At 68.5% G+C, this 22910-nt stretch carries 20 protein-coding genes; 6 read left to right on the top strand and 14 right to left on the bottom strand.

Annotated features, from left to right (window positions below; all coding sequences use genetic code 11):
* Positions 1 to 330: 330 nt before the first annotated feature.
* From VGV13_05015 to VGV13_04955, 13 genes are all read right to left on the bottom strand, one after another.
* Complete coding sequence (locus tag VGV13_05015) at positions 331 to 1041, bottom strand: class II aldolase/adducin family protein (protein HEV8640439.1); 711 nt, start codon at positions 1039 to 1041, stop codon at positions 331 to 333.
* A 251-nt stretch (positions 1042 to 1292) separates the two neighbouring features.
* The gene (locus VGV13_05010) at positions 1293 to 1790 is read right to left on the bottom strand and encodes a hypothetical protein (protein ID HEV8640438.1); all 498 of its coding nucleotides are present in this window, start codon (positions 1788 to 1790) and stop codon (positions 1293 to 1295) included.
* Complete coding sequence (locus VGV13_05005; protein ID HEV8640437.1) at positions 1787 to 2047, bottom strand: hypothetical protein; 261 nt, start codon at positions 2045 to 2047, stop codon at positions 1787 to 1789. The genes VGV13_05010 and VGV13_05005 overlap by 4 nt, the downstream gene beginning before the upstream one ends.
* Positions 2048 to 2315: 268 nt before the next feature.
* Entirely contained in the window at positions 2316 to 2924 is a 609-nt protein-coding gene (locus VGV13_05000; protein HEV8640436.1) for a prolyl oligopeptidase family serine peptidase, read from the bottom strand.
* A 159-nt stretch (positions 2925 to 3083) separates the two neighbouring features.
* Positions 3084 to 3500 (bottom strand): PPOX class F420-dependent oxidoreductase, encoded by a 417-nt coding sequence (locus VGV13_04995; protein HEV8640435.1) that lies wholly within the window; start codon positions 3498 to 3500, stop codon positions 3084 to 3086.
* A 29-nt stretch (positions 3501 to 3529) separates the two neighbouring features.
* Positions 3530 to 4288, bottom strand: a complete 759-nt coding sequence (locus tag VGV13_04990) for an SDR family oxidoreductase (GenBank protein ID HEV8640434.1) — start codon at positions 4286 to 4288, stop codon at positions 3530 to 3532.
* A gap of 18 nt (positions 4289 to 4306) precedes the next feature.
* A complete protein-coding gene (locus VGV13_04985; GenBank protein HEV8640433.1) occupies positions 4307 to 5290 on the bottom strand; it encodes a peptidyl-alpha-hydroxyglycine alpha-amidating lyase family protein in 984 nt (327 codons plus the stop codon).
* A gap of 108 nt (positions 5291 to 5398) precedes the next feature.
* Positions 5399 to 6232: a carbohydrate ABC transporter permease gene (locus VGV13_04980; GenBank protein ID HEV8640432.1), complete on the bottom strand. Its 834-nt coding sequence runs from the start codon at positions 6230 to 6232 to the stop codon at positions 5399 to 5401.
* On the bottom strand, positions 6232 to 7167 hold the full coding sequence (locus tag VGV13_04975; protein ID HEV8640431.1) for a sugar ABC transporter permease: 936 nt from the start codon (positions 7165 to 7167) through the stop codon (positions 6232 to 6234). The genes VGV13_04980 and VGV13_04975 overlap by 1 nt, the downstream gene beginning before the upstream one ends.
* Before the next feature lie 33 nt (positions 7168 to 7200).
* Positions 7201 to 8478, bottom strand: coding sequence for an extracellular solute-binding protein (locus tag VGV13_04970; protein ID HEV8640430.1), 1278 nt, complete (start codon positions 8476 to 8478; stop codon positions 7201 to 7203).
* A gap of 80 nt (positions 8479 to 8558) precedes the next feature.
* Entirely contained in the window at positions 8559 to 9980 is a 1422-nt protein-coding gene (locus VGV13_04965) for an amidase (GenBank protein ID HEV8640429.1), read from the bottom strand.
* Between the two features lie 141 nt (positions 9981 to 10121).
* Positions 10122 to 10913, bottom strand: a complete 792-nt coding sequence (locus VGV13_04960; protein ID HEV8640428.1) for an outer membrane beta-barrel protein — start codon at positions 10911 to 10913, stop codon at positions 10122 to 10124.
* Between the two features lie 183 nt (positions 10914 to 11096).
* On the bottom strand, positions 11097 to 11231 hold the full coding sequence (locus tag VGV13_04955; protein HEV8640427.1) for a hypothetical protein: 135 nt from the start codon (positions 11229 to 11231) through the stop codon (positions 11097 to 11099).
* Positions 11232 to 11389: 158 nt separating this feature from the next.
* On the opposite strand from VGV13_04955, the gene VGV13_04950 reads away from it, so the two are divergent.
* From VGV13_04950 to VGV13_04925, 6 genes are all read left to right on the top strand, one after another.
* Positions 11390 to 12214: a ferritin-like domain-containing protein gene (locus VGV13_04950; protein HEV8640426.1), complete on the top strand. Its 825-nt coding sequence runs from the start codon at positions 11390 to 11392 to the stop codon at positions 12212 to 12214.
* Positions 12195 to 13712, top strand: a complete 1518-nt coding sequence (locus VGV13_04945) for a hypothetical protein (GenBank protein ID HEV8640425.1) — start codon at positions 12195 to 12197, stop codon at positions 13710 to 13712. The genes VGV13_04950 and VGV13_04945 overlap by 20 nt, the downstream gene beginning before the upstream one ends.
* Positions 13709 to 15997: a BadF/BadG/BcrA/BcrD ATPase family protein gene (locus tag VGV13_04940; protein HEV8640424.1), complete on the top strand. Its 2289-nt coding sequence runs from the start codon at positions 13709 to 13711 to the stop codon at positions 15995 to 15997. Before VGV13_04945 ends, VGV13_04940 begins: the two co-directional genes overlap by 4 nt.
* Before the next feature lie 2 nt (positions 15998 to 15999).
* Positions 16000 to 17181, top strand: a complete 1182-nt coding sequence (locus VGV13_04935) for an acyl-CoA dehydratase activase-related protein (GenBank protein ID HEV8640423.1) — start codon at positions 16000 to 16002, stop codon at positions 17179 to 17181.
* 175 nt (positions 17182 to 17356) lie between these two features.
* The gene (locus VGV13_04930; GenBank protein ID HEV8640422.1) at positions 17357 to 18547 is read left to right on the top strand and encodes a class I SAM-dependent methyltransferase; all 1191 of its coding nucleotides are present in this window, start codon (positions 17357 to 17359) and stop codon (positions 18545 to 18547) included.
* Positions 18548 to 18598: 51 nt separating this feature from the next.
* Positions 18599 to 21511: a cyclic nucleotide-binding domain-containing protein gene (locus tag VGV13_04925; protein ID HEV8640421.1), complete on the top strand. Its 2913-nt coding sequence runs from the start codon at positions 18599 to 18601 to the stop codon at positions 21509 to 21511.
* A gap of 123 nt (positions 21512 to 21634) precedes the next feature.
* Here VGV13_04925 and VGV13_04920 read toward each other — a convergent pair.
* The coding region (locus tag VGV13_04920; protein ID HEV8640420.1) for a secretin N-terminal domain-containing protein at positions 21635 to 22910 on the bottom strand (1276 nt) is incomplete at its 5' end.

Here is a 22910-nt window from a genome sequence, read left to right as displayed (position 1 = left end):
CCCCGATCCGAAATAAGCTCGCAGGTGAAAGCGGCACATGGCCGCGAACATGGGCGGTGTTCAGGAGATGGTTCGACCGCAGCCAGCGTCTCTATAGGAGGACGTGGGTGCGCACGTACCCACGCTGGCCACGGCCGCTGCCGACGCCGCGTTTCCGCACATTCCTCGCCAAAAGAATTTCGGATCGGGGTTAACATGACTTCGAGGATGGGACACTAGCGCTTGGAGCGTCGGCTCCTGGTCGCCGGTGGCTCGAGCGCCGGCTTTGCCGGCGCAATCCTGTTCTGGGGGAGGAATCGGAGGGAGCCGTCGAGGCCCCCTCCGACTAACTTAACGAGCTTCGGCCAGCTTTCGGAGCAGGTAGGTCCAGCGGTCACCGAAGTTCTGTGGATTGTGCACGCGCGCCCGTTTGGCCAGCGCATCCTCGTCGGAGCTCCAGTGGCGAGGGACGCCCCCGGGCACCATGAGCTGAGCGCGCGCCGCCTTGTCGATGCAGAGCGCGTTGACCGTCGCCTCCTCGATCGTGGCCCCCACCGTGACGATGCCGTGAGCGACCAGGAGCAGGGCCGGACGACCCCCCAGCGCGCGGGCCACCGACTTGCCCCGTTCCGGCGTGACGATGAGATCGGAGGTTTCATCGAAGCGCGGGACATCGGGCGGCGTGAAGTAGGAGCCTTCGTGGGTGATCGCGCGGAGCGGCACGCCGAGCGAGGCAAAGACCGTGGGGGCCACCGGATGCGTGTGGACGACGGCGCCGACGTCGGGCCGCGCCCGCATGATCTCCGCGTGGATGAAGACCTCGCTGTGGCGGGGCCGCGTTCCCTTGACGACCTTGCCGTCGAGGTTCACCAGGAGCAGATCCTGAGCTCGCACTTCCTCGAGCCCCATCTTGTGAGGCTTCATCCAGAAGGTGTCGGTCCCGGGGACGCGCACGGTGGCGTGCCCCCAGATGTCGTCGCCCTGGCCGGCCCACGCCAGAATGCGGCAGGCCTGCGCGAGCCGTTGCCTGAGGTTGGTCTCGCGGCCGGCCGGCTGTCTCATCCCAAGTCCCTCCGAGGCTCGAGTGATCGCGAAGCCCGATCTCAGGGAGACCGTCGCGCTTCGCTCGGGTTAACGTAGCACCTGCCGCCGGGTATAGTACCGCCGATGTCCGGGCGCGGACGATGATAGAAAAGATCGTGCTTCTGATCTGTGACGGCCTGGGTGACCGCCCGCTCGAAGAGCTCGGGGCCTTGACGCCGCTGGAGGCGGCGCGGACGCCGCTGGTCGGCGCCTGACGGTCGATCCGGCCCTTAGCCGGGCGCGCCTCCATGATTCCCGGCGACGTCCTGGGGTAGGATCGCGCAGCCGATCTCGCGCAGTAGGCCGTCGGTCTTGAGCGGCGAACGGCGATTGCCCTCCCGCCGTTCGGCCTCATAGGGTCCACAGCGCTCTCGCCGTTCCACCACGCGCCGGTTCAGGAGAACTCGCACGGTGTGGTTCCCGGCGAACGCCCGCTGGAGATGCTCGTACAGATGTCCGCGATTGCGGGCGACGATGACGAGCTGCCGGGTCGTTTCCCGGTGTTGGTCGGGCCGTTCTGCCGGCGCGGGGCCGTCCTCGCGGCCTCGGGGGGGACGCGGAGACGAGGCCTGCGCCAGAAAACGCGAGAGCGACGTCCAGGTCGCGCTGCCACAGGCCGGGCAGGTCTCGGCGGCGATTTCGAAGCACTCGTCGCAATCGAGACAGAGGGCGAGAAGACCGAGCGGCAGATGCACACGTGGAGAAGGCCTTTGCGCGCGCGTGATCATCGGTGTTCGACCTCCTCGCGCGCCGTCGTGCGCGAATGGGCTCGGGGATCGCGCGGCCATTCGGGTTCAGGCTCGAGTCGCCGCGAGCGTACGAGGTCCCGCAGCGCCAACCACTCGTCATACGGGTCCACGGTGGCCGCGCGCCGCTTGCGGACGGCCAGGCGTCCAGCTCCGTATAGCAGGAGGAGGGCCCCGCCCAGGGGGACCACGGTGAGAACGATGGTGATGAACCAGATCTTGGCGCTTCTGCGGAACATCTTCCTGCCTCCTGGCCTCGCTCGGCGACCGGTCAGGCGTCGAACGAAAAAACGATCTAGGGCAGACGCCGGTTCCATGGCAGCCACTCAAGTCTGGTCATCCGGCCGCCCGAGTCAATCCGTCAAATGCACTAGGAGGCGGAAGGCGGGGATCGGCGAACTAGTGCCGTTCCAACTATTCGCGCCTAGGAAGGCACCGTGTACGTCGTTCGTGGACAGATTTAGTATCAACAAGTTGGAACGGCACTAGCTGTACCCGGGACGGCCTCTAGAGCGCGGTTTTGACGATTCGGCCGCTCGCCTCGACATACCATTTCTCGCTGGAGAAGGTCGTGCCGTTCAGGGTCGCCGCCATCCAGTCGGCCATCAGGATCGGCGGAAAGGGCCCGACGTTGGCCGCCGGTACGTTCCCGACCGAGTGACGCGAGTCCTGGTACACCACCAGGCGCTTCGGTCCCTGCAAGGCCTTCATCAGCCGTTCGGTGTGCTCGAGCGGCGAGAGCTCGTCGAATTCGCCTGCCACGCACAGATACGGGACGCGGATTTCGTCGGCGTGCCCCTCCCAGGTCATGCTCGTGCGGAAGTGGTCGAACTCGGCTTCGTCGGTGATGCCGGACATGTACATGAACCGCATCTTGAAGGTCGGCGACGCTTCTTCGAAGATGGTGTGGAAGCCGGGCTCGTGGCACACCGCGGACACCGCGACGGCGCGCAGACGCGGCTCGTGGGCGGCGGCGATGGTCCCGAAGAACGAGCCGAAGCTGTTGCCGCTGAGGCCGATGCGGTCCGGATCGATCTCGGCCCGACGCGCCAACCAGTCCACCACGGCCTTGCCCGTGTCGATCCAGGCGGACATGCTGAAGTAGATCTCGAGCACCGGGCTCTGTCGAGCACCCAGCGCTGCTCGCTCCAGCGGCGGGTGAGCGGTCCTCCGTTGGTCTGGGCGGCGGGTTTGGCTGCCGATCCGGCGTCGGACGCGGTCCCGACAGCGATGGCGTGACGGTCGGCCATGGGATGTCCTCCGCGCGCGATGGCGCTATGTCCAGGGTTGCATCTTGGGACCGTAGCCGCCGATGCGATCGACCTTGATCCGCACGATCAATCGCTTCTCCCCGGGCCGGCGGAACGGATACTTGTCGGCGCCCAGGAAGCGCTTGGCGAGCTTGTCGATGTGCTGGTCGGCCCCGGCTTCGGTCACGCTCGCCTTGCCGCGGAGGACCATGTGGGACTGCGGATCGTTCCGGTCCTGCACAGAGACGATGACGCGGGGGTCGCGGCGCAGGTTCTTCGGCTTGAGCCGCCCGTCGGCGGTGTTGAAGAGCACCTCGTCGCCTTCGACGTCCATCCAGACCATCGTCACCTGCGGCGTTCCGTCGGCGTTGCGCGTGACGACGTGGCCGTAGGTCTTGTCCTGGAGGATCTTCTTCACGGACTGCGGCAATGCCATCGCCATGACTCTGCCTCCTCAGTGCCCGGGGACGATCACCCGCGACCGATGAACGGCATCTTGGTGGCCATGACCGTCAGGAACTGCACGTTGGCGTCCAGCGGGAGGCTGGCCATGTACACCACCGCGCGCGCCACGTGCTGGACGTCCATCGTCGGCTCGGCCGCCAGGGAGCCGTTCGCCTGCGGCACGCCCGTCTTCATCCGGGCCGTCAGCTCGGTCTCCGCGTTGCCGATGTCGATCTGGCTGCAGGCGATGTCGTACTTCCGGCCGTCGAGGGAGGTCGACTTGGTGAGTCCGGTGATCGCGTGCTTGGTCGCGGTATAGGGGGCCGAGTTCGGCCTGGGGGCGTGGGCGGAGATCGACCCGTTATTGATGATGCGCCCCCCGCGCGGCACCTGGCTCTTCATGATGTTGAAGGCTTCCTGCGTGCACAGGAATGCGCCGGTCAGGTTGACATCGACGACCGTCTTCCATTGCTCGTACGTCAACTCTTCCAGGGGCAGGGCCGGCGCCCCGGTCCCCGCGTTGTTGAAGAGCAGGTCGAGCCGGCCGAACGTCTCCTTGGTCCGGGCGAACAGGGCTCTGACGGACGCGGGATCGCCGACGTCGGTCGGAACCACCAGCGTCCGCGCCCCTGAGACCCGGCCTTCCCCGGCCGCCGCTTCCAGGAGCTCCTTACGGCGTCCCGCCAGAACGACCGAGTAGCCGTCCTGCAGCAGGCCCAGTGCCACGGCCTTGCCGATTCCGCTTCCCGCGCCCGTGACGATAGCGACCCGGTCAAATGGGGCCATGCTGATCTCCGGGCCTTCTCAGGACTTCAGCGCGAACTTCTGGAACGTGTGACAACCCGCGGGGGCCAGCCCCCGGCTCACGGCGAACGTCCACGTCACTTCGCTCACGTAGATGTCACCCCGCGAGTCCACGGCCAGGCCATGCGGCGCCGCGAAGCTGCCGGGCGCGCACGCATCGGGGCTGCCCCATCGGGTGAGGACCCGTCCCTCGGTGTCATAGACGCTGACCCGGCCGTACCTCGCCTCCTCGATGGGCCCGTGGCGCTGCGAGGTCTGACCCGGGTGCCACCACAGCTCGGAGACGTAGGCCCGGGCCTCGGCGTCGAACACGAGGTGGGTCGGCCGCTGGGTGTCGGTCCACTCGCTGAGGTACTCGCCGTCGGGGCTGAAGATCTGGATGCGGTCGTTCTCGCGGTCACAGACGAAGACGCGCCCGTCCGCCGCGACCGCGATGCCGTGCGGCAGGTAGAACTGGCCGGGGCCGGTGCCCGGCACGCCCCACGACTGCTTCAGCTCGCCGGTCGGTGAGAACCGGTGGACCCGGCAGTTGCCGTAGCCGTCGGAGACGTAGAGGTCTCCCGTCGGCCCCACCGCCAGGTTCGTCGGCCGGTTGAACGGACCGGCCGGCCGCGAGACGGTCAGGGTGTTCTTGCCGTCGTAGCCGGTGGCGGACGGAGTGTTCAGGGTTCCCAGGGTCATCAGCAGCTTGCCGTCCGGCGTGAACTTCCGCACGGTGTGGTTGCCGTCGTCCGTGCAGTAGAGCATGTCGTCCGGGCCGACGGTGATGCCGTGGGTCCGGTAGGTGAACTGGCCCTGCCCCCACGAGCCCAGGAAGTTGCCTTTGCGGTCGTAGATGATGATCGGATGATTGCCGCGGCAGATCAGGAAGACCCGATCTTCTCCGTCGACCGCCACTCCCGCGACATCGCGGTGCTCGTAATCGGTTGGAAGCTGCTCCCAGCCCTCGACGACCTCGTATCGCAATCCGCTGGCCTGTGCCATCGCCAACCTCCCCGGCCGAGCCGTGCTCGAGCGTTCAGCTTTTGGTCCCGCGCGGCTCCGACTATGGGAGAAACGCGGGGCCCAGTCAAGGCTCGTGGCCGGGACGCTTCACTCTTTCAGCCCGGTGAGGGTGAGGCCACGCACGAAGGCGCGCTGGAAGAGGAGGAACAGCAGGATCATCGGAATCATGCCCACCGCCGCCGCCGCCATCATCTCGTGATAGGAGGCGCTGTGGAATCCCTCGAACTGGGCCAGGCCCAGGGGGAAGGTCTTGAGGGCCTCCTTCGAGATGATCACCAGGGGCCAGAGGAACTGATCCCAGTTCTCTCGGAACGAGAGCACGGCCAGGGCCGCTAGGGCCGGCCGGCAGTTGGGAAGCACGATCCGCCAGTAGATCCCGAACTCCGTGCATCCATCCAGGCGGGCGGCCTCGATCAGGGAGTCGGGGAGGTCCGTGATGTACTGACGCATGAGGAAGATGCCGAAGGCGTCCACCGCCAGGGGGATGATGAGGCCGCCGTAGGAATCGAGCAGGCCGAGCTGGCGCACGACCAGAAAGGTCGGCACCAACAAGATCTCCAGCGGGAGCATCAGCGTGCTCAGCATGGCGCGGAAGCAGAGCTCCCGCAGGGGGAAACGGAACTTGGCCAGGCCGTACGCCGCCAGGCTGCCGAAGAAGAGGTTGCCCGCCATGACCGCCAGGGCCATCACGGTGCTGTTGAAGAAATAGGTCCCGAAGGGGAACCGACCCAGGGCCGCCGGATAGTTCTGCCACCGCGGCGCGCGGGGCATCCATTCGAGCGGCAGGCGGAAGATTGCGTCCTGCGTCTTGAAGGAGGAGGAGATCATCCAGAAATACGGCAGCAGGACGAACGCTGCCCCCGCCACCGTGAGCAGGGTCACGACCCATCCCAGAACGCGCCCGCGGGTCCTCGCGTTCATCAGGCCAGCCCCCGCCTGAGCAGCCGGAACTGGACGAGGGTGAAGAGCAGGGCCAGACCGAACAGGATGCTGGAAGCGGCGGCCGCCTCTCCCATCCGGAAGAAGGCGAACCCGGTCTCGTAGATGAAGTAGGGAAGGACGCGGGTGGTGCCGTTGGGCCCCCCCTCGGTCATGACCAGGGGATTGGTGAAGACCTTCATGGCCATGAGCAGCGACATCACCATGACGAACAGCATGGTCGGCCGGAGCAGGGGCAGGGTGATCCACCGGAAGCGCTGCCAGAGGCCGGCTCCATCCATCGCCGCCGCCTCGTAGTAGTCGCGCGGGATGGCCTGCAGGCCCGCCAGATAGACCACCGCGAAGAGCGGCGCGCCGCGCCAGACGCCGATGGCGATCAGCGCCGGCAGGGCCGTCATCTCCTCGCTCAGCCAGTTGATGCGCCCGATCCCCACCGCGGCCAGGAGGCCGTTGACCAGGCCGTGGGGGTGATAGAGGAACTTCCAGACGAGAGCCACGACGATTTGCGACATCGCGATGGGCAGGAAGTAGGCGAGCCGGATCAGCCCGCGCCCGGGCATGGCGCGGTTGAGGAGCAGGGCCAGGCCGAGGGCGAGGAACCACTCGGGGATGGCCACCCCCAGCGTGTATTTCACGGACACGCCGAGGGCCTGATGAAAGAGGGGATTCTCGTAGAGCGCCCGGTAATTACCCAACCCCGTGAACTCGGGCGAGCTCATGAGATCGTAGCGGAAGAAGCTCAGGAGGAGAGCCTGAGCCATCGGATAGAACTTGAACAGGGCGAAGTGGAAGAGGGCGGGTAGGACGAAGAGGAAACCGGCCAAACGGAGCCGGTTCGCGTAGGTCAGACCGAACGGGCGGGCTGCCGTCCGCGCCTGTGGCAGTGAGACCGGCACGGACGGCAGCCCGTTGCTCACCTCATCCTCTACTGGGACATTCCCGCGGTCGTCTCAGGGCTTGCTCAACGCCAGATCGATTTCCTGGCAGGCCTGGTCCAGGGACCGCTTGGGATCCACCCGGTTCAAGACCACGCGCTCCATCGCCCGATGCATGGCGTCGGCGATCTCCGTGAACTTCGGCGAGCGGGTGACGAAGCGGCCGGTCGACATGTCCTGGATGAAGACGTCGATGTAGGGGTGGGACCGGACGCCCGGGATCTCCAGGAAGTTCTTGACCGGAAGAGGATAGGCCGTGTGCTCGAGCCACTCCTTCGGATTCTGGATGAGGAACCGCATCAGGCCGTGGGCCGCCTTCTGCCGATCGGCCGGGATGTCCGGGTTCACCGCCAGGGCGAAGCCGTAGAAATGCGTGACGGGCTTCTGGGGATCGACCTGGGGGAGTGACACGACCTTGAGGTCCTTCATCTTCTCGGGCCCGAACTGCGCCACGCTCCCGGGGTGCGTGACGAACATGGAGACGCGGCCCTGGGCCAGGTCCTCGGCCGGCAGCGGGTGGGTGGCCACGCTCACCGTGGGGTCGGAGATCTTGTGCTCGAGCGCGAAGGAGGCGCGCAGGCGCATCGCCTTGACGCCCGCCTCGCTGTTCACCGTGCACTTGCGGCCGGTGGGATCGAGCGTGCTCCCGCCGAATTGGCGCAGGATCGGCTCGAACTGCGACATCGTCCAGGAGGACGAGTGCATGGCGAAGTCGAACGCTTCCCGGACCATCTTGTCGCCCTCGAACTTCACCAGCTTCTTGCCGATGCGGGCCAGTTGGTCCCAGGTCTGCGGATAGTCCTTGTCCGGGTCCAGGCCCGCCTCCTCGAAGTGGCGCTTGTTCAGGTAGAGGCTCATCGTGCCCGAGACGATGGGCAGCGCGTAGAGCTTGCCTTCGGCCATGTAGCCGTCCAGCGCCCCCGGCAGATACTTCGACTTCATGTCGTCGATCGAGGCGTGACCCAGCGAGCGGGGGTCGAGCGGGACCATCATCTTCTTCTCGATGAAGGTGGGCATGAGCGGATCCATGACCGTGAAGATGTCCGGCCCGGTCTTGGTGGACATCGCCACCGTCACCTTCTTGAAATAGGGGGTCATCGGGAACACTTCGTAGCTCACCGCCACCTTGGATTGGGCGCGGTGATACCTGGCGACGAGCTCCTTGGAGTACTCGTTGTGGGGAGGGTTGGCATGCTCCCACCAGGTGAGCTTCGTCGCCTGGGCGCCGGCCGGTCCGGGCCCGGACGCCAGGCCGGCGATGAGCAACGCGAGGACGAGACGGATTCGCCACATGGCTACTCCTCCTTTTCACCGAAACCGATGAACGGGGCGGTCCATGGCGTTCGTTGGAGAAAGGCGAGAGGGGATCGCGCTCAGGCGCAGGGGGGCCGCCGCGCGCGCACCTGCGGCGTGGCTGCCTCGTACGCGTCGGCAATTCCCAGAATTTCCGCCTCGCCCCACGGGCGCCCCACGATCTGGAGCGAGAGCGGCAAGCCGTCTCTGGAGAATCCCATGGGCACCGAGACGGCCGGGCAGCCCGTGAGGTTGTGGGGCGTCAGGAAGGGACGATGGAGCCACAGGCACTCCACGTCCTTGCCGTTCACCCGGGCCATCAGCGTGGCGATGGGGGCCGCGGCGCTGGGAGTGGAGGGAAGGGCGATGGCATCCACGCGCTGAAAGAGTGCCTCGACCTCGCGCCGCAGCAGCTCCCGCTCCCGCAGGGCCCGCACGTAGTCGTCGAGCCGGGTTCCAAGCGCGCGCTCCAGGCGCGCGCGCACGTCTGTCCCGTACCCGTCGGGGTTCCTGGCATAGAAGGGGCGGTGGAACTCTGCGAACTCGGCGCCCAGGATCGCGGTCATGGTCCGTTCGAGACGCTCGTAGTGGGGGAAGGGCACGGTCTCCAGCCGGGCCCCGAGGTCTCGGAGGGTAGCCACAGCGCGCTCCAACGCCTCGGCCACCTCTCCATCCACCTCGGCGTGACCGGTGAAGTCCGGGCAGAGCGCGATGCGCGCTCCGCCGATGCCGGTTCCCAGCCTCGCCGAGAAGTCCGGGATGGGCACGTCGCGAGACATCGCATCTCGCGGGTCGTAGCCGGCGATGGTCTGCAGCACCAGCGCCGCGTCCCGCGCCGTGCGGGTCAGCGGCCCCACATGGTCGAAGTTCAGGACGTTCGGACACACTCCGCTGAGGCTGACCCGGCCATGGGTGGGCTTCAGCCCCACCACGCCGCAAAATGCGGCCGGGACCCGGATGGAGCCGCCGGTGTCAGACCCCAGGGCGGCCGGGCACAGCCCCGCCGCCACCGCCGCCGCGGAGCCGCCGCTGGACCCGCCCACGATCCGCTCCAGGTTCCAGGGATTTCGCGTGGTCCCGTAGTGCGGGTTGATGGTGGTGGCGGCCGCGGCGAACTCGTGGGTGTGGCACTTGCCCAGCAGCACCGCGCCGGCCCGCTTGAGGCGCGCCACGCACTCCGCGTCCTCGACCGGGACGTGGTCCCGGAAGAAGGTCGACCCATGGGTCGTGCGAATGCCCGCCGTGTTGAAGATGTCCTTGGCGCCGTAGGGGATCCCATGCAGGGGGCCGCGATAGCGCCCAGCGGCGATCTCGGCCTCCGCGGCCTTGGCCTGCGTCCTGGCCGCGTCGGCCGTCACCTCCAGGAACGCGAACAGCCTCGGGTTGAGCGTCTCGGTGCGCTGGAGGTGGGCCTCCACCACGTCGACGGGCGAGAGGTCACGCTTCCGGATGCGCTCGGCAACCTCGGCCAGGCTCGAGAAACACAGCGTCTCTTCGTCCATGGTCGCGATCCTTCAGGGCGCCCGAGCGGCCACAACGCCCGCGGTTGCCCGACCGGCATGACGGATAGCACAATCCGATGGCGCCCGCAATCCGTTGGCCGGGACGCGCAGGAGGGAAGTCGGAACGCCGGGCGGGCGGCGCTACCAGTGAACCGCGATTCCGAACGCCGCCTGGTGCTGGGTCGAGTCCGAGCGGTCGCGGGCCGTCTCCGTGGCGGGGGCCCCTCCGACGGTCCCGTGCTGCTTGAAGTCGAACGTGAACTCGGCGGTCTGGGCGAACCGGTACTCCGCGAAGAGGGAGAGGTTGCGCAGCAGGAAGAGCTTCAGCCCGCCCACCGCCTGCACGCCCGGCTCGACGTCGGTGTCCTGAATGCGCCGGTTGGTGTCGAGGGGCGAGGTGCGGGTGTGTATGGTGGCGATGAAGGCGCCGGCGCCAGCGCCGCCGTACAGCTGGACGCGGCCAAGTGGGAAGCCGGCGTCGGTGAGGAAGGGCATCCGGTAGAGGACGTTGAGGGCGAGCGTGTAGATCTCGAAGTCGGCGCTCTGGACGCTGATCCGGCCGGACGGTGGCGCGCCCAGGCCGGTGCCGGTGAACGTGACCGTTTGCCGTGGCGCCCGCGGCTGCGTGTAGTAGAACTCGAACTCCGAGCCGAGGTGCCCGCCGAGCAGCGGGCGGGGCAGGAAGTAACCGATCTTGCCACCGACCAGCGGGGAGTTCTGGAAGTCGACGTCACGGAACTTCCCGTCCAGGAGCGAGGTGCCACTGAGGTTCAGCTGGGTCTCGGTGGTCTTGCTCTCGCTGAACGCCACGCCGCCGAACACGGCCAGATAGAGCTCACCATGCGCCCGTCCGGGGACGCCGAGCGCGAGGCCGCCGAGGATGAGCGCCGCGCAGGTGCTCGGGCCGCGTGATCGCCGTCGAGTCAGACACATCCTCCTCTTGGGTGGAGACCGGCCCGCCGAGCGTCCCCTCTGCCCGCCGTTGCGTCGTGTCCATGATGGCGGAACGGCCTCCTCCCCCCAAGTTTTTTCGGCCCGGCCGGGCCATCACCCGGCCCCCCGGAATCCGCGGCCCCGCGGCACATCCAAACCTTCGAAGGTCCTCGCCGGTCGGCGCTACTTCCACTCGCGGGCCATCCGGCGGGTCCGCTCCTTGTCGTAGCTGTTGCAGTCGTCGATCAGCTCATTCGTGAGGAACGCCTGGAGGTCTGGCGCGTCAACGAACGGCCCCCGCCGGCACGGCGGCAGCACCCGCCGACTCCCCGGGCGGGGGGAGTGCCGCAGCGCGCCAAGCCGTGCAGGCCATCCGAACGCCGGGGCCCGGACGTAGCAATGGGTGACGCCATGACCGATGTTCGTTTTTTCGACTGGATTTGACCGCGCCGAGGATTGTACCCTCGGCCCGAGCAATGCCCACCTTCGACCTCGAGGCGTACGTGGCGCGCGCCGGCGCGCTCGACCTGTCGGTCATCCCCTGGGCCGACGTTCCGCGACATCCCGTCCCGCCCGAGGCGATCCGCACGCTGGGCTACATGCAGGACATCGAGAGCCACACGATCGTCTACCTCCGCGCGCTGCTGTCCACCCGCGCGATCGACGACCCCGAGGTCGCGACGTTCCTCGCCTGCTGGCTCTACGAGGAGACCTTTCACGGCCTGGCGCTGGCGCGCTTCCTGGAGGCGGCCGGCCATCCGGTGCCGTCCCGGCCGACCCCGCACGGCCAGGAGCCGCTCGTCAAGCGCCTGGAGGCGTGGGCGACGTCGACGCTGTCGAAGGCCTGGCCGGACTTCTGCGCGGTCCACATGACGTGGGGCGCCATCAACGAGCTGACCACGCTCACGGGTTACCGGCGCCTGGTGGCGGTCGCCCCCCACCCGGTGCTCTCCGACCTGCTCGAACGCATCATGATCGACGAGTCGCGACATTTCTTCTTCTACTACCGGCAGGCCGAGATCCGGCTGCAGCGCTCCGGCGCCGCCCGGGTGGCGCGCCTGCTCGTGGACCGTTTCTGGGCCCCGGTCGGCAGCGGCGTGCAGCCGCGCGCCGAGCTGGAGTTCATGGCCCGCTACCTGTTCGCCGGCGACGAGGGTCGTGCGGCGGCCCGCAAGGTGGACGACACGATCCGACGGTTGCCGGGATTCGCCACGGTGCAGCTCCTGGAGGCGTGGATGGATCGGGTCTGCGCTAACGGCATCGGCGTCAATGGAGGACGGCATGGCCACCGCAACCACTGAGCACTACCGCGCCTACACCCCGAAACCCTTCACCCGGGCCGAGCGCGACTCGGTGACGATCCTCTTCGGCGGCCTGCACTGGCGGATCGAGCGCGTGCTTCAGGCGGTGCTGGAGAACAGCGGCTATCGGGCGCGCGTGCTGCCCATCGCCACCAAGGAAGACCTGCTCACCGGCCGCGAGGTCGCCGACATCGGCCAGTGCTGCCCGACCAGCTTCACCACCGGCAACCTGGTCAACTTCCTGCGCGGCGAGGCCAAGCAGATCGGCGCCGCGGAGGTGGCCAAGCGCTACATCTATCTGACGGCGGGCTCGTGCGGGGCCTGCCGCTTCGGCCAGTACCACCAGAGCTACGAGCTGGCCCTGCGCAACAGCGGCCTCGACGCGTTCCGCATGTTCCTGATGGCCCAGGACCAGCTGGACCAGAAGGCCGCGATGGGCGACGGCCTCGACCTGAACCTGCCGATGACGCTCGGCTGCCTGTGGGGGATCTTCTGCACGGACCTCGTGCAGGACCTCGAATACCAGGTGCGGCCCTACGAGGTGCTGCCGGGCCAGACCGACGCCGTCGTCAAGGACAGCGTCGAGTATCTCTACGAGGTCTTCCGCAACCGGCCGGCCCGCACGCCGTACAGGTCGGTCTTCTGGCACCTCACCACACCCTACTTCACGCGGGCGCTACGCGAGGTGTACCGGAAGTTCTCCCAGATCGAGGTCGACCGCCTGCGGGTGAAGCCCAAGGTCAAGATCACCGGCGAGTTCTATCTCCAGACGGTGGAGGGCGAGCCCAACTACAACATCCACCGTTGGCTGGAGGCGGAGGGCGCCGAGGTCTACCCGGCCGCCATCACGGTCTGGATGGACTACCTGCTGCGGCTCGGCCTCCAGCGCTTCGAGGACTACAGCGGCATCGAGAAGGGCGCGCGCCTGAAGCTGGGGCTCGGCCGGGTGGCCCAGGGCATCTACCGGTGGACCTTCAACCGCCTGCGCCGCGCGATGGGCAGCCTGTCCCACGAGATCCCCAGCCAGTTCGAGCTGCGGCGGCTGGCCGCCCCCTACTTCCACAGCCGGCTGGACGGCGGCGAGGGTGACATGCTGGTCGGCAAGGCGCTGTGGGCCTATCACCGGAAGAAGGCCCACATGATCTGCGAGCTGTCGCCGTACTCCTGCATGCCGAACACCATGTCGATCGGCGCCATGGCCGGCGTGGTCGGCCGGTACCCCGATCTGCTCTACGCGCCGCTCGAGATCAAGGGCGACGCCGAGGTCCACGCGCTGTCGCGCTGCCAGATGATCCTGACCGAGGCCAAGAAGCGGGCGCAGCGCGAGTTCGACGACGTGCTGGCGCGCACCGGCCTCACCGTCGACGAGGTCCGCGCCTACCTGGACGCGCACCCGGAGATGAAGCGGGCCACCTACCGCGTGCCCCACGGCGACGCGGCCGGCACGGCCGCCAACCTCGTCCTCCACGTGGCGCGCAGGCTGGGGCGACGCGGATGACCGGAGAGGGATCCCGGAAGGGGGGCGAGACCCCCGTTCGAGGCAAGCTCGTCGGCGTCGACGTCGGCTCCACCACGGTGAAGGCGGCGGTGGTGGAGGACGGCAAGGTCGGCTGGCAGGACTACCAGCGCCACAACACCCGGCAGGCCGAGAAGGTCGTCGAGTTCCTGGGGCGCATGGAGACGGAGGCCGGCCTCACGCCCGGTCGCGACCACGTCTTCTTCACCGGCTCCGGCGCCGGCTTCATCGCGCCGCTGGTGGGCGGCAAGCTCATCCAGGAGGTGGTGGCGGTCGCCGCCTGCGTGGAGCAGCTGCACCCCGACGTCCGGTTCGTCTCGGAGATCGGCGGCGAGGACATGAAGACGATCTTCTTCACCGCCACCGGGACCGGGAAGTCCAAGCAGGTCTACATGCAGTCGGCCTGCAGCGGTGGCACCGGCACCTTCATCGAGAAGACCGCCCGCAAGCTGCAGGTGCCGGGCGAGCGGCTGGCCGGGATGCCGTACGCCGGCATGAGCCTGCACAAGATCAGCAGCAAGTGCGGCATCTTCGCCGAGACTGACGCCAACACGCTCGTGAAGACCGGGGTGCCGGTCGAGGAGATCATCGCCAGCCTGTTCGAGGCGGTCGTCTACCAGAACCTGGCCACGCTGACCAAGGGCAACACGCCCATGCCCGAGGTGCTGCTGCTGGGGGGCCCCAACCTCTTCTTCAAGGGCCTGCAGGAGGCGTGGCGGCATCACCTGGCCAAGCTGTGGGCGCAGCGCAAGATCGCGCTGCCGGAGGGCCGCGAGCCCGTCTCGCTGATCAACGTCCCCGCCGAGGCGCTCTACTACGCGTGCCTGGGCTGCGTGGAGATCGGCAAGGGCGAGAAGCCCGACGTCGGCATCTACCAGGGGCGCGACAAGCTCACGTGGTGGGTGGAGCAGGGCCAGCACGAGCAGAAGGCCAGGGACGGCGCCAAGGGCCTGATCGCCGGCGAGGGCGATCTCGCCGCGTTCGTCCGGGAGTACGTGCGGCCGGCCGGCGCGAACGGTGGCGCGAAGCCGCGGCAGGCCCATGTCGGATCCGTGCTGCTCGGCTGCGACTTCGGCAGTACCACCGCCAAGGCGGTCGTGCTGTCCGAGGACCGCGGGCTGCTCTTCTCCTGCTACGCGCTGTCCAAGGGCAACCCGATCGAGGACGCCCAGTCGCTGTTCCGCCAGGTGCGCGAGGCCGGCTTCACCGACGTGGGCGGGCTCGCGCTCACCGGCTACGGCAAGGACCTCCTCAAGGACGTGCTGGGGGCGGACGTCGGAGTCGTGGAGACGGTGGCCCACGCCACCGCCGCGCTGCACTTCTACCCCGACGCCGACGTGATCTGCGACGTGGGCGGCACCGACGTCAAGATCATGATTCTCCGCCAGGGCACGGTGGCCGACTTCCGGCTCAACTCCCAGTGCTCGTCGGGCAACGGCGCGTTCCTGCAGGGCGTGGCCGAGCGCTACGACATCCCGCTCGAGGCCTACGCCGACCGCGCGTTCGCGGCCAAGGCCATGCCGAGCCTCACCATGGGCTGCGGCGTCTTTCTCCAGTCGGACATCGTGAACCAGCAGCGCAAGGGCTGGTCGGCCGAGGAGATCATGGCCGCGCTGGCGGCGGTGCTGCCCGTCAACGTCTGGATCTACGCCGGCCAGCTCCAGAATCTGAGATCGGTCGGACGGAAGTTCGTCCTGCAGGGCGGCACCCACCGCAACATGGCGGTGGTCAAGGCCCAGGTGGACTTCATCCGCGGTAAGGTGCCCGACGCCGAGGTCGTCCTCCATCCGTACTCGGGCGAGGCCGGCGCCATCGGCGCCGCGCTGTGCGTCGCCGAGTGGCGGAAGGGCGGCGGGGCCTCGCGCTTCCGGGGATTCGACACCATCCAGGCCCTGACCTACACGAGCACGACCAGCGCCGAGACGGTCTGCAAGTGGTGCCCGATCAACTGCACCCGGACGTTCATCGACGTTCAGCTCCCCGGCGCCCAGGGGCGCTCGTGGAGCAAGGTGCCGCTGGCCGGGGGCTGGGAGCGCGTCATCAGCGGCAACTCGTGTCCCAAGGGGCTCGTCGAGGACGTCAACGAGATGCGGGTGGTCAAGGCGAAGCTCGAGGAGGTCAAGCGTGAGTACCCTAACGTTGCCGAGATGGTTCGGAAGGACGCGTTCCGCCGAGTCGGCGCCGCCGTCCTCCGAACCTCCCCAGTGGATGCGCCGGCCAAGCCGGCGCTCGACACTGCCCTGAAGGCCGGGCGCGAGGGGAGATAGCCGTGCCGACGCTAACGCTCCCGCGATGGCTCTCGAAGGCGCCTGCCGCCGCGCCGCCGTCCCGCGCTAGCCTCCGGATCGGCATCCCGCGCGTCCTCAACCTCTGGTCCACCCACCAGTTCTGGATGGGCCTGTTCGGCGCGCTGGGGATCGATCCCCGGAACGTGATCTTCTCCTCCGACACGTCGGAGGAACAGGGCCGGCAGTTCGGCAAGGGCCGCGGCACCGTCGACTGCTGCTACCCGGTGAAGTGCATCTCCGGGCATTACGGCGAGCTCGTCTTCGGCCAGAAGCAGAAGCTCGACATCCTGTTCTCGCCGATGATCTACACGCTCCCGTCGTTCATGAGCGGGCACGTGGCCCGCACGCTGACCTGCCCGCGCGTCATGGCCGCCCCCGAGAACATCAAGGCCGGCTTCCTGAAGGAGGCCGACGTCTTCGCGGAGGCCGGCATCAAGTACGTCACACCTTTCGTCTCTCTCGACGAGCCGCCGCTCGTCCCCAAGCAGCTCTTCGAGGGATTTCAAGATGTGCTGCCGGGGCTGACGCGGGCGGAGATGGCCCAGGCCGTCGGCGAGGGTTACCAAGCGCTGCAGGGCTTCAACGACCGGCTTCGCCGGAAGTCGCGCGAGGTGCTGGAGTGGTGCGCGCGCGAGGACCGGGCGTGCCTGCTGGTGCTGGCCCGGCCGTACCACATGGACCCCGGCATCGGCCACGAGATCGAGGTCGATCTGCAGGCCTACGGCTATCCGATCCTCTGGATGCAGTACTTCCCCACCGATCCGGATCTGATGGACTGGGCGTTCGGGGAGGACATCCGCGCCGGCTTCATCAAGTCGCCGTTCGACATCCGCGACGTGTGGCCGTCGTCCTACTCGTCCAACACGAACGAGATCCTGTGGGGCGCCAAGGTGGCCGCGCGTATCCCCTGGATCGCCTGCGTCATCCGGCTGTCCTCCTACGAGTGCGGGATGGACCAGCCGACCTACACGCCGGTGCAGCAGATCATCGAGCGCTCGGGCACGCTCTTCTTCTCCTTCCAGGACCTCGACTCCACCAAGCCCGCCGGCTCGGTGAAGATCCGGGTCGAGACGATCACGCACTACCTCGAGAAATATGCCAGGGAGATCATCGCGCGGAAGAAGGCGGCCATGGCGCCGGGCTGCCCGCTGGCCCAGCGTTAACGGCGCGTCGGAGTAGGCACCGTTCGAGCGCGGCCTTCGCCCGCGCCATCCCACTGGGGAGGTTCAGAGGGGGCCGTAACGTCCGCCCCCTCCGACTCAAAGACCCGCCCCTTCCGTGCCGCGGAAGGTGCCGGCCGGGAGGGGGCCGCGCGGCGCTATATATAATGTCCGGGCGATGAGCGCCACCGGGGAGGCCGACAGCGCCGAGGTCCTGAAGCAGCTCCTTCCGCCGGCCCTGGCGCCGCTGTTCGACGCGTCGTTCATCCACTCCTGCGTCCTCTACGACGAGTTCGTCTACAGGCTCACCCTCCAGGTGTTCCGTTCGGCCGGCCTCGAGGCGGCCTCGCGCGAGCCCGGCAGCGCCGGGGAGATCGCGGGCCGCGCGGGATTGGACACGGGGCGAGCCCTGGCGCCGGTCGACTGGATGCTCAGGCAGCTCGCGGCCAGAGGGGTCGTGGAGGAGGTGGATGCCGGCGGGGCGGCGCGCCGGTTCCGCGCCCGCGCGTCCCTGCCCGCGCTCGATCCTGGCATCGTCCGCGAGGAGCAGCGCCGCCACCAGCCCTCGTGGCTGCCTTCGTACGTCCTGGCCGAGACGGTCGCGCAGGACTACGCGGCGTTCCTCCGCGGGGAGGCGACGGGGGAGGCGATCCTGTTCTCTCCCGCCCGCTTCCGCCTCTGGGTCGATTACTTCTCGAACGACAACGGCCTCTACACCGTGAACAACCGGGTCGGCGCGATCGCGGTGGAGCAATGGATGCCCCGCGGAGGCGGCAGCATTCTCGAGCTGGGAGGCGGGCTGGCCAGCGCCGCCACCGCCCTCCTCGAGCGGTTCGAAGGCGCGGGGCGGCTGGGCGAGATCCGCGAGTACCGCTTCACGGAGATCGTTCCGGCGTTTCTCCGGCGCGGGCAGCAGGCCCTTCAGGCCCGGTTCCCCGGCGCCGCGTTTCTGACGTTCGAGCGTCTGGACATGAACCGTCCCTTCCAGGAGCAGGGCGTGGCGCCGGGCAGCCTGGCGGTCGTCTACGCCGTCAACACGCTCCACGTGGCCCTCGACCTCGCCGTCACCCTCGGCCAGATCTTCCAGGCCCTGGCCCCCGGTGGCCGGCTGATCGTGTCCGAGTGCGTCCGCCCGCACCCGGACCAGGCGATCTACGTCGAGTTCGTCTTCAACCTGATGGAGGCGTTCCGATCCCCGCGTTTGCATCCGACCTACCGTCCGAACGGAGGGTTTCTCACGCCCGAGCAGTGGAGGGCGGCCATGGAGGCGGCGGGGTTCGTTGACGTGCGCTTCCTGCCGGACATCGTGCGCATCCGGGGCCGGTTCCCGGCCTTCTACGTGGCCGCCATCGGGGCGACCCGCCCCTGACCGCGCGTCCACCCCCGAATCTCTTCCACCCGGGTGGACGCGCCGCTTAGAATGACGACGCCCACGTCGACACGCGACCCGGGCGGGGAGGCGAGGTTCCTGAAGCCAGGCGACGAGATCCCGGCGTTGAAGGGCGTGTGGCTCAGCGACGGGCCGGTGCGTAGCTCGGTCGAGACGTTGCTGCTCGAAATGCTGGAGCCGCTCCAGCCGCGTCCGAGCCTCCGCCGGGCGGTGCTCGAGGAGCTCAGCCGTCCGGTGAAGCTGACCGACGTGATCCTCGACTATCTCGGCCTGCGGCCCGTCGCCGTCGACACGTCGGGCGACCTTCCGCTTCTCCTGGTGTCGCCCAAGCCGGGACGAGACGCCTGGCAGAAGGCGCTGCTGCGTTCCGGGGGCGACCGGCCGATCGGCATCGTGCTCAACACCCGCGACCGGGGGCGGGTGGCGCTCGTCCACGAGGTCTTCGCGCACTTCTCGACGCTCCTGAAGCATTACACGCGGCGGTATGCGGTCCTCGCCGCCGAGGGCCAGCGTCACGAGGCGATCATCGAGGCGCTCCGCGGCGAGCTGGCGACGAGCGCGCCCGTCGCCGAGCTGTTGGCCGAGGGCCGGCGCCACGTGCAGATGCTCGACCCCTCGGTCCTGTTCGGACCGGACGGCGGGATCCGGGTCCAGCTCGGGAGCCTCTCCCAGACCACCCGCAACCTCCTGAGAGAAGGGCTCCGGGGCGAGGAGGTCTTCATCCTTCCCCCGACCCTCTTCGAGGCCGGGACTAATTACGGCGACATCGAGTTCCTGGTCTATCTGAACTTCTTCCTGCGGCAGGGCCAGCGGACGCGGATCGCGGGGACGGCCCGCCAGAAGCTGATGTTCTACCGCCTGCTCACGCTGGTCATCTTCGGGCTGTTCGATCCGGATGCCCAGGAACCGGCGTCGCTTGACCAGCTCCGCGAGGCCTACAGGGTGCCTGACGGGGAGGCCTACCGGCTCTTCCTGACGACCTACGAAACCTTCGCGGTTCGGCGGAGCCCGGACGCCGTCAGCCGCCGGCCGAGCCTGGACGACTACGTCGACTTCGTCCTGCTCGAGCCCGGCGAGACCGCGATCCCGATCGAGGAGCATGGCGCCAGCGGGCGGGGGCGGCTCCTGGGGGAGGTCCGGGTGAAATCGCTCCCCGCCGGGATGTTCGACGTGCGCATCGTGTCGCCCGACGGCCGGTCCACCGACAAGCGCATGCACGTGACGGCGCCGGGGCCGACGGAGGTCCGCATTCCCGAGGAGCTCCGCCGCCCGCTGGAGTTCGCGACGAACAGGCCGCAGTTCGGCGTGACCCCGCTGGGCACCAGCCACGGGTTCGATCCCGTGGGCGATGTGACGAGCTTCGTCATCTGGCTCAACGGCCGGGGGATCCTCGTCGACCCGTCACCGGAGGCTCTCATCTACCTGAAGCAGATGGGCGTGGCGACCGCCGACGTCCCCTACGTGTTCCTGACCCACATCCATGCCGACCACGACGGCGGCCTCCTGGGAAAGCTGTTGAGTGGGAGCCGCACGAGCATCATCGCCTCGGACGTGGTGTTCCGGTCCTTCATCGAGAAGGCTGAGATCGTCACCGGGCACAACTGCGAGCGCGAAGGCCTCGTGCGGCACGTGGCGGCGAATCCGGGCGCACCCGTCACCGTCGAGATCGGCGGCGACCTGGCCACCTTTGAAACCCGCTGGAACCTGCACCCGGTCCCGACCAACGGGTTCCGGATGCGCTTCGGCGGCCGAACTTTTGGATACTCGGGGGACACGCAGTACGATCCCGCCGCCATCCGCGGCAAGCGGGAGCGGAACGAACTCTCCGCCCGCCAGCACGACGACCTCCTGTATTTCTTCTGGACGCCCGAGGGGGAGTCGAACGTCGATCTCCTCTATCACGAGGCGGGGCTGGCGCCGATCCACACCGCGCGGGAGACGCTCGGATCGCTGCCCGAAGCCGTCCGGGCGCGGACGTTCCTCGTGCACATCGCCGACGCCGACGTCCCCGCCGGCGCGGTCCCGGCCAAGCCGCGCCTGTTCTCCACCCACGTCCTGCTGCCGCCGACCGAGCAGTCGCGCCAGCGCATCCTGGTGGACACCCTGCGACTGGTCAGCTACCTCTACGACATCCCCACCGACACGCTGGAGGCGCTCCTGGGCGGCGCCGAAGTCCGGCACTATGGAAGAAACGACTTCGTCGTCCGGCGCGGCGCGGTGGGCCGGAAGGAGCCGCTCCACTTTTTCGTCGTCGCCGATGGGGAGGTGGCGGTGAGGGAGGAGCGGCGCCTGATCACGCGGCTCGGCAAGGCCGACACCTTCGGCGAGTGGGGGATCAGCCATCAGCGCGGGTACCGGGCGGCCGACGTCGTGGCCGTGCGCGCCTGCCAGTGCCTCCAGTTCACGGAGGCGCAGTACTGGTGGCTCGTCGAGCGTCACCCCGTGATTCAGGAGCGGATCGCCAAGATCCGGACGCTACTGCCCCGGCTCGAGCTGGCCCGGACCCGGCAGCGGCTACAGGCGGGGGCGAGCGCGTTGAAGCCGCTGAGGGTCGTCTCGCAGATGACGTCCACGCAGCTCGCGGGGCTGGCCCTCTTCGGCGAGCTGAAGGCGTTCGGGAAGGATCAGGCGGTCATCGTGGAGGGCGAGGAATACGATGGCTCCTACGTCCTGCTCTCCGGTCATCTGGCTGCCAGCGTGGGTGGCTGGGACCTGGGCGAGCTGGGGGAGGGGGACATCTTCGGCGAGATGGGCTTCCTGGAAGGCGGCCGGCGCCAGGCGACGATCAAGGTCGTCTCGGCGGACGCCGAGATGCTGTTCCTGAGCACGCGGAACTTCCAGCGCCTGCTGGAAACCTTCCCCGCGTTCTCGTGGGGGATCCACGAGATGGCCGCCTATCGCCGCGAGAGCCGCCGGCCGGTGGACGCCGCCCCGCGCGCGTGATCGCGGCTCGGGAGCGTGTCGGAGATCACCATTCGAGCGCGGGCTTTGCCCGCGCAATCCTTCCTCGCAATCCTTCCTTGGGGGAGGCCTCGGAGGGGGCCGTCGAGGCCCCCTCCGATCGACCTAGCGGGGGGACGGGGGAGGCGGACCGGGAGCAGGCGCGCCGCCGATCACCCGCGGCGTGATCAGGACGAGCAGCTCGCTCTTTTCGATCGTCTGCGTCTTCGCGCGGAACAAGGCCCCCAGGATCGGGATGTCCTTCAAGAAGGGCACCCCCCGCTCCTCGGTCGCGCGCCGATCGCGAATCAGTCCCCCCAGCACCAGCGTCTGATTGTCCAGCAGCACGACCGAGGTCTCCAGCTCGCGCTTGATGATCCGCCGCGAGCTGGTGGGCGGCTCGGGCGCGCCCGCGTCGTTGACCTCCTGCTTGATGTCGAGCGCGACGGTCCCGCCCTCGCCCACCCGCGGGGTGACCGTCAGGATGACGCCGACGTCCCGGTACTCGACCGCCTGGGTGCCGACGATCGCCGCGGTGAGTGAGTCGCCCGACGGTACGGCGCCGCCGATCGGTACCTGTTGACTGGTGACGATGGGGACCGAGTCCGAGACATTGATCGCGGCCTTCTGGTTCTCCGAGACCAGCACGGAGGCGGTGGAGACGACATTGACACGGTTCTGGGAGACCAGCGCGTTCAGGAGCACGAGGAAACTCTCCCCGGCGACCCCGAGGACGGTGAGCCCGCTGGCGGCCGGCCCCAGCAGGGACGATGTCGTCAGCAGCGTCGTCGCCGTGGAGGTCAGCGAGATGACTCGCGCGCTACCGATCGCGGTCGCCCAGTCGATGCCCGTGCGCGTCTCGTCCGTGAGGGTGACCTCGGCCACCAGCGCCTCCACCACGACCTGCCGGGGAGGCCGATCGAGCTGCTTGATGGTCGCCTCGATCTCGGGCCAGTCGGGCGGGGACGTCGTCACGATGATCGCGTTGGTGCCCTCGTCGGCGATGACGCGCACCGGAGGCTTGGTGGGAGCCGCGCCCGTCGCGGGGCCCGCGTAGAGGGCGGCCAGGCTGGAGGCCAGGTCCTTGGCCCGGGCGTGCTCCACGGCGTAGACGAAGACCTGGCGTCCGCCGGGGACCGGCGCGTCGACCTGGCCGATGAGGCGCCGGATGAGCTCCAGCTCGTGTCGCGGCGCCTGGACCAGGAGCGAGTTCGAACGGGGCTCGGCTATGACCAGGGCGGCCCCTTCCCCGGGGCCTCCCGCCGGTCGGCGGCGTTGATTCAGAATCGTCGCCAGCTGGGCGGCGTCCACGAAGCGGATCGGAATCACCTGGAGCTCGTCGAGCACGCTCTCCCCCTCCACCAGACGGATGATGTCCAGCGCGCGGCGGACATTGGCCGCC

This window comes from Candidatus Methylomirabilota bacterium (assembly GCA_036001065.1).
Lineage (GTDB): Bacteria > Methylomirabilota > Methylomirabilia > Rokubacteriales > CSP1-6 > MNEF01.
Note: the sequence above shows the minus strand (reverse complement) of the source record. Positions and strands in the feature narration are given on the sequence as shown.

Bases quoted from the DNA above. Each gene is read 5' to 3' on its own strand.
- VGV13_05015 (HEV8640439.1), bottom strand. From the start codon at position 1,041: ATGAGACAGCCGGCCGGCCGCGAGACCAACCTCAGGCAACGGCTCGCG.
- VGV13_05010 (HEV8640438.1), bottom strand. From the start codon at position 1,790: ATGATCACGCGCGCGCAAAGGCCTTCTCCACGTGTGCATCTGCCGCTC.
- VGV13_05005 (HEV8640437.1), bottom strand. From the start codon at position 2,047: ATGTTCCGCAGAAGCGCCAAGATCTGGTTCATCACCATCGTTCTCACC.
- VGV13_04995 (HEV8640435.1), bottom strand. From the start codon at position 3,500: ATGGCGATGGCATTGCCGCAGTCCGTGAAGAAGATCCTCCAGGACAAG.
- VGV13_04990 (HEV8640434.1), bottom strand. From the start codon at position 4,288: ATGGCCCCATTTGACCGGGTCGCTATCGTCACGGGCGCGGGAAGCGGA.
- VGV13_04985 (HEV8640433.1), bottom strand. From the start codon at position 5,290: ATGGCACAGGCCAGCGGATTGCGATACGAGGTCGTCGAGGGCTGGGAG.
- VGV13_04980 (HEV8640432.1), bottom strand. From the start codon at position 6,232: ATGAACGCGAGGACCCGCGGGCGCGTTCTGGGATGGGTCGTGACCCTG.
- VGV13_04970 (HEV8640430.1), bottom strand. From the start codon at position 8,478: ATGTGGCGAATCCGTCTCGTCCTCGCGTTGCTCATCGCCGGCCTGGCG.
- VGV13_04965 (HEV8640429.1), bottom strand. From the start codon at position 9,980: ATGGACGAAGAGACGCTGTGTTTCTCGAGCCTGGCCGAGGTTGCCGAG.
- VGV13_04960 (HEV8640428.1), bottom strand. From the start codon at position 10,913: ATGTGTCTGACTCGACGGCGATCACGCGGCCCGAGCACCTGCGCGGCG.
- VGV13_04950 (HEV8640426.1), top strand. From the start codon at position 11,390: ATGCCCACCTTCGACCTCGAGGCGTACGTGGCGCGCGCCGGCGCGCTC.
- VGV13_04945 (HEV8640425.1), top strand. From the start codon at position 12,195: ATGGCCACCGCAACCACTGAGCACTACCGCGCCTACACCCCGAAACCC.
- VGV13_04940 (HEV8640424.1), top strand. From the start codon at position 13,709: ATGACCGGAGAGGGATCCCGGAAGGGGGGCGAGACCCCCGTTCGAGGC.
- VGV13_04930 (HEV8640422.1), top strand. From the start codon at position 17,357: ATGAGCGCCACCGGGGAGGCCGACAGCGCCGAGGTCCTGAAGCAGCTC.
- VGV13_04925 (HEV8640421.1), top strand. From the start codon at position 18,599: ATGACGACGCCCACGTCGACACGCGACCCGGGCGGGGAGGCGAGGTTC.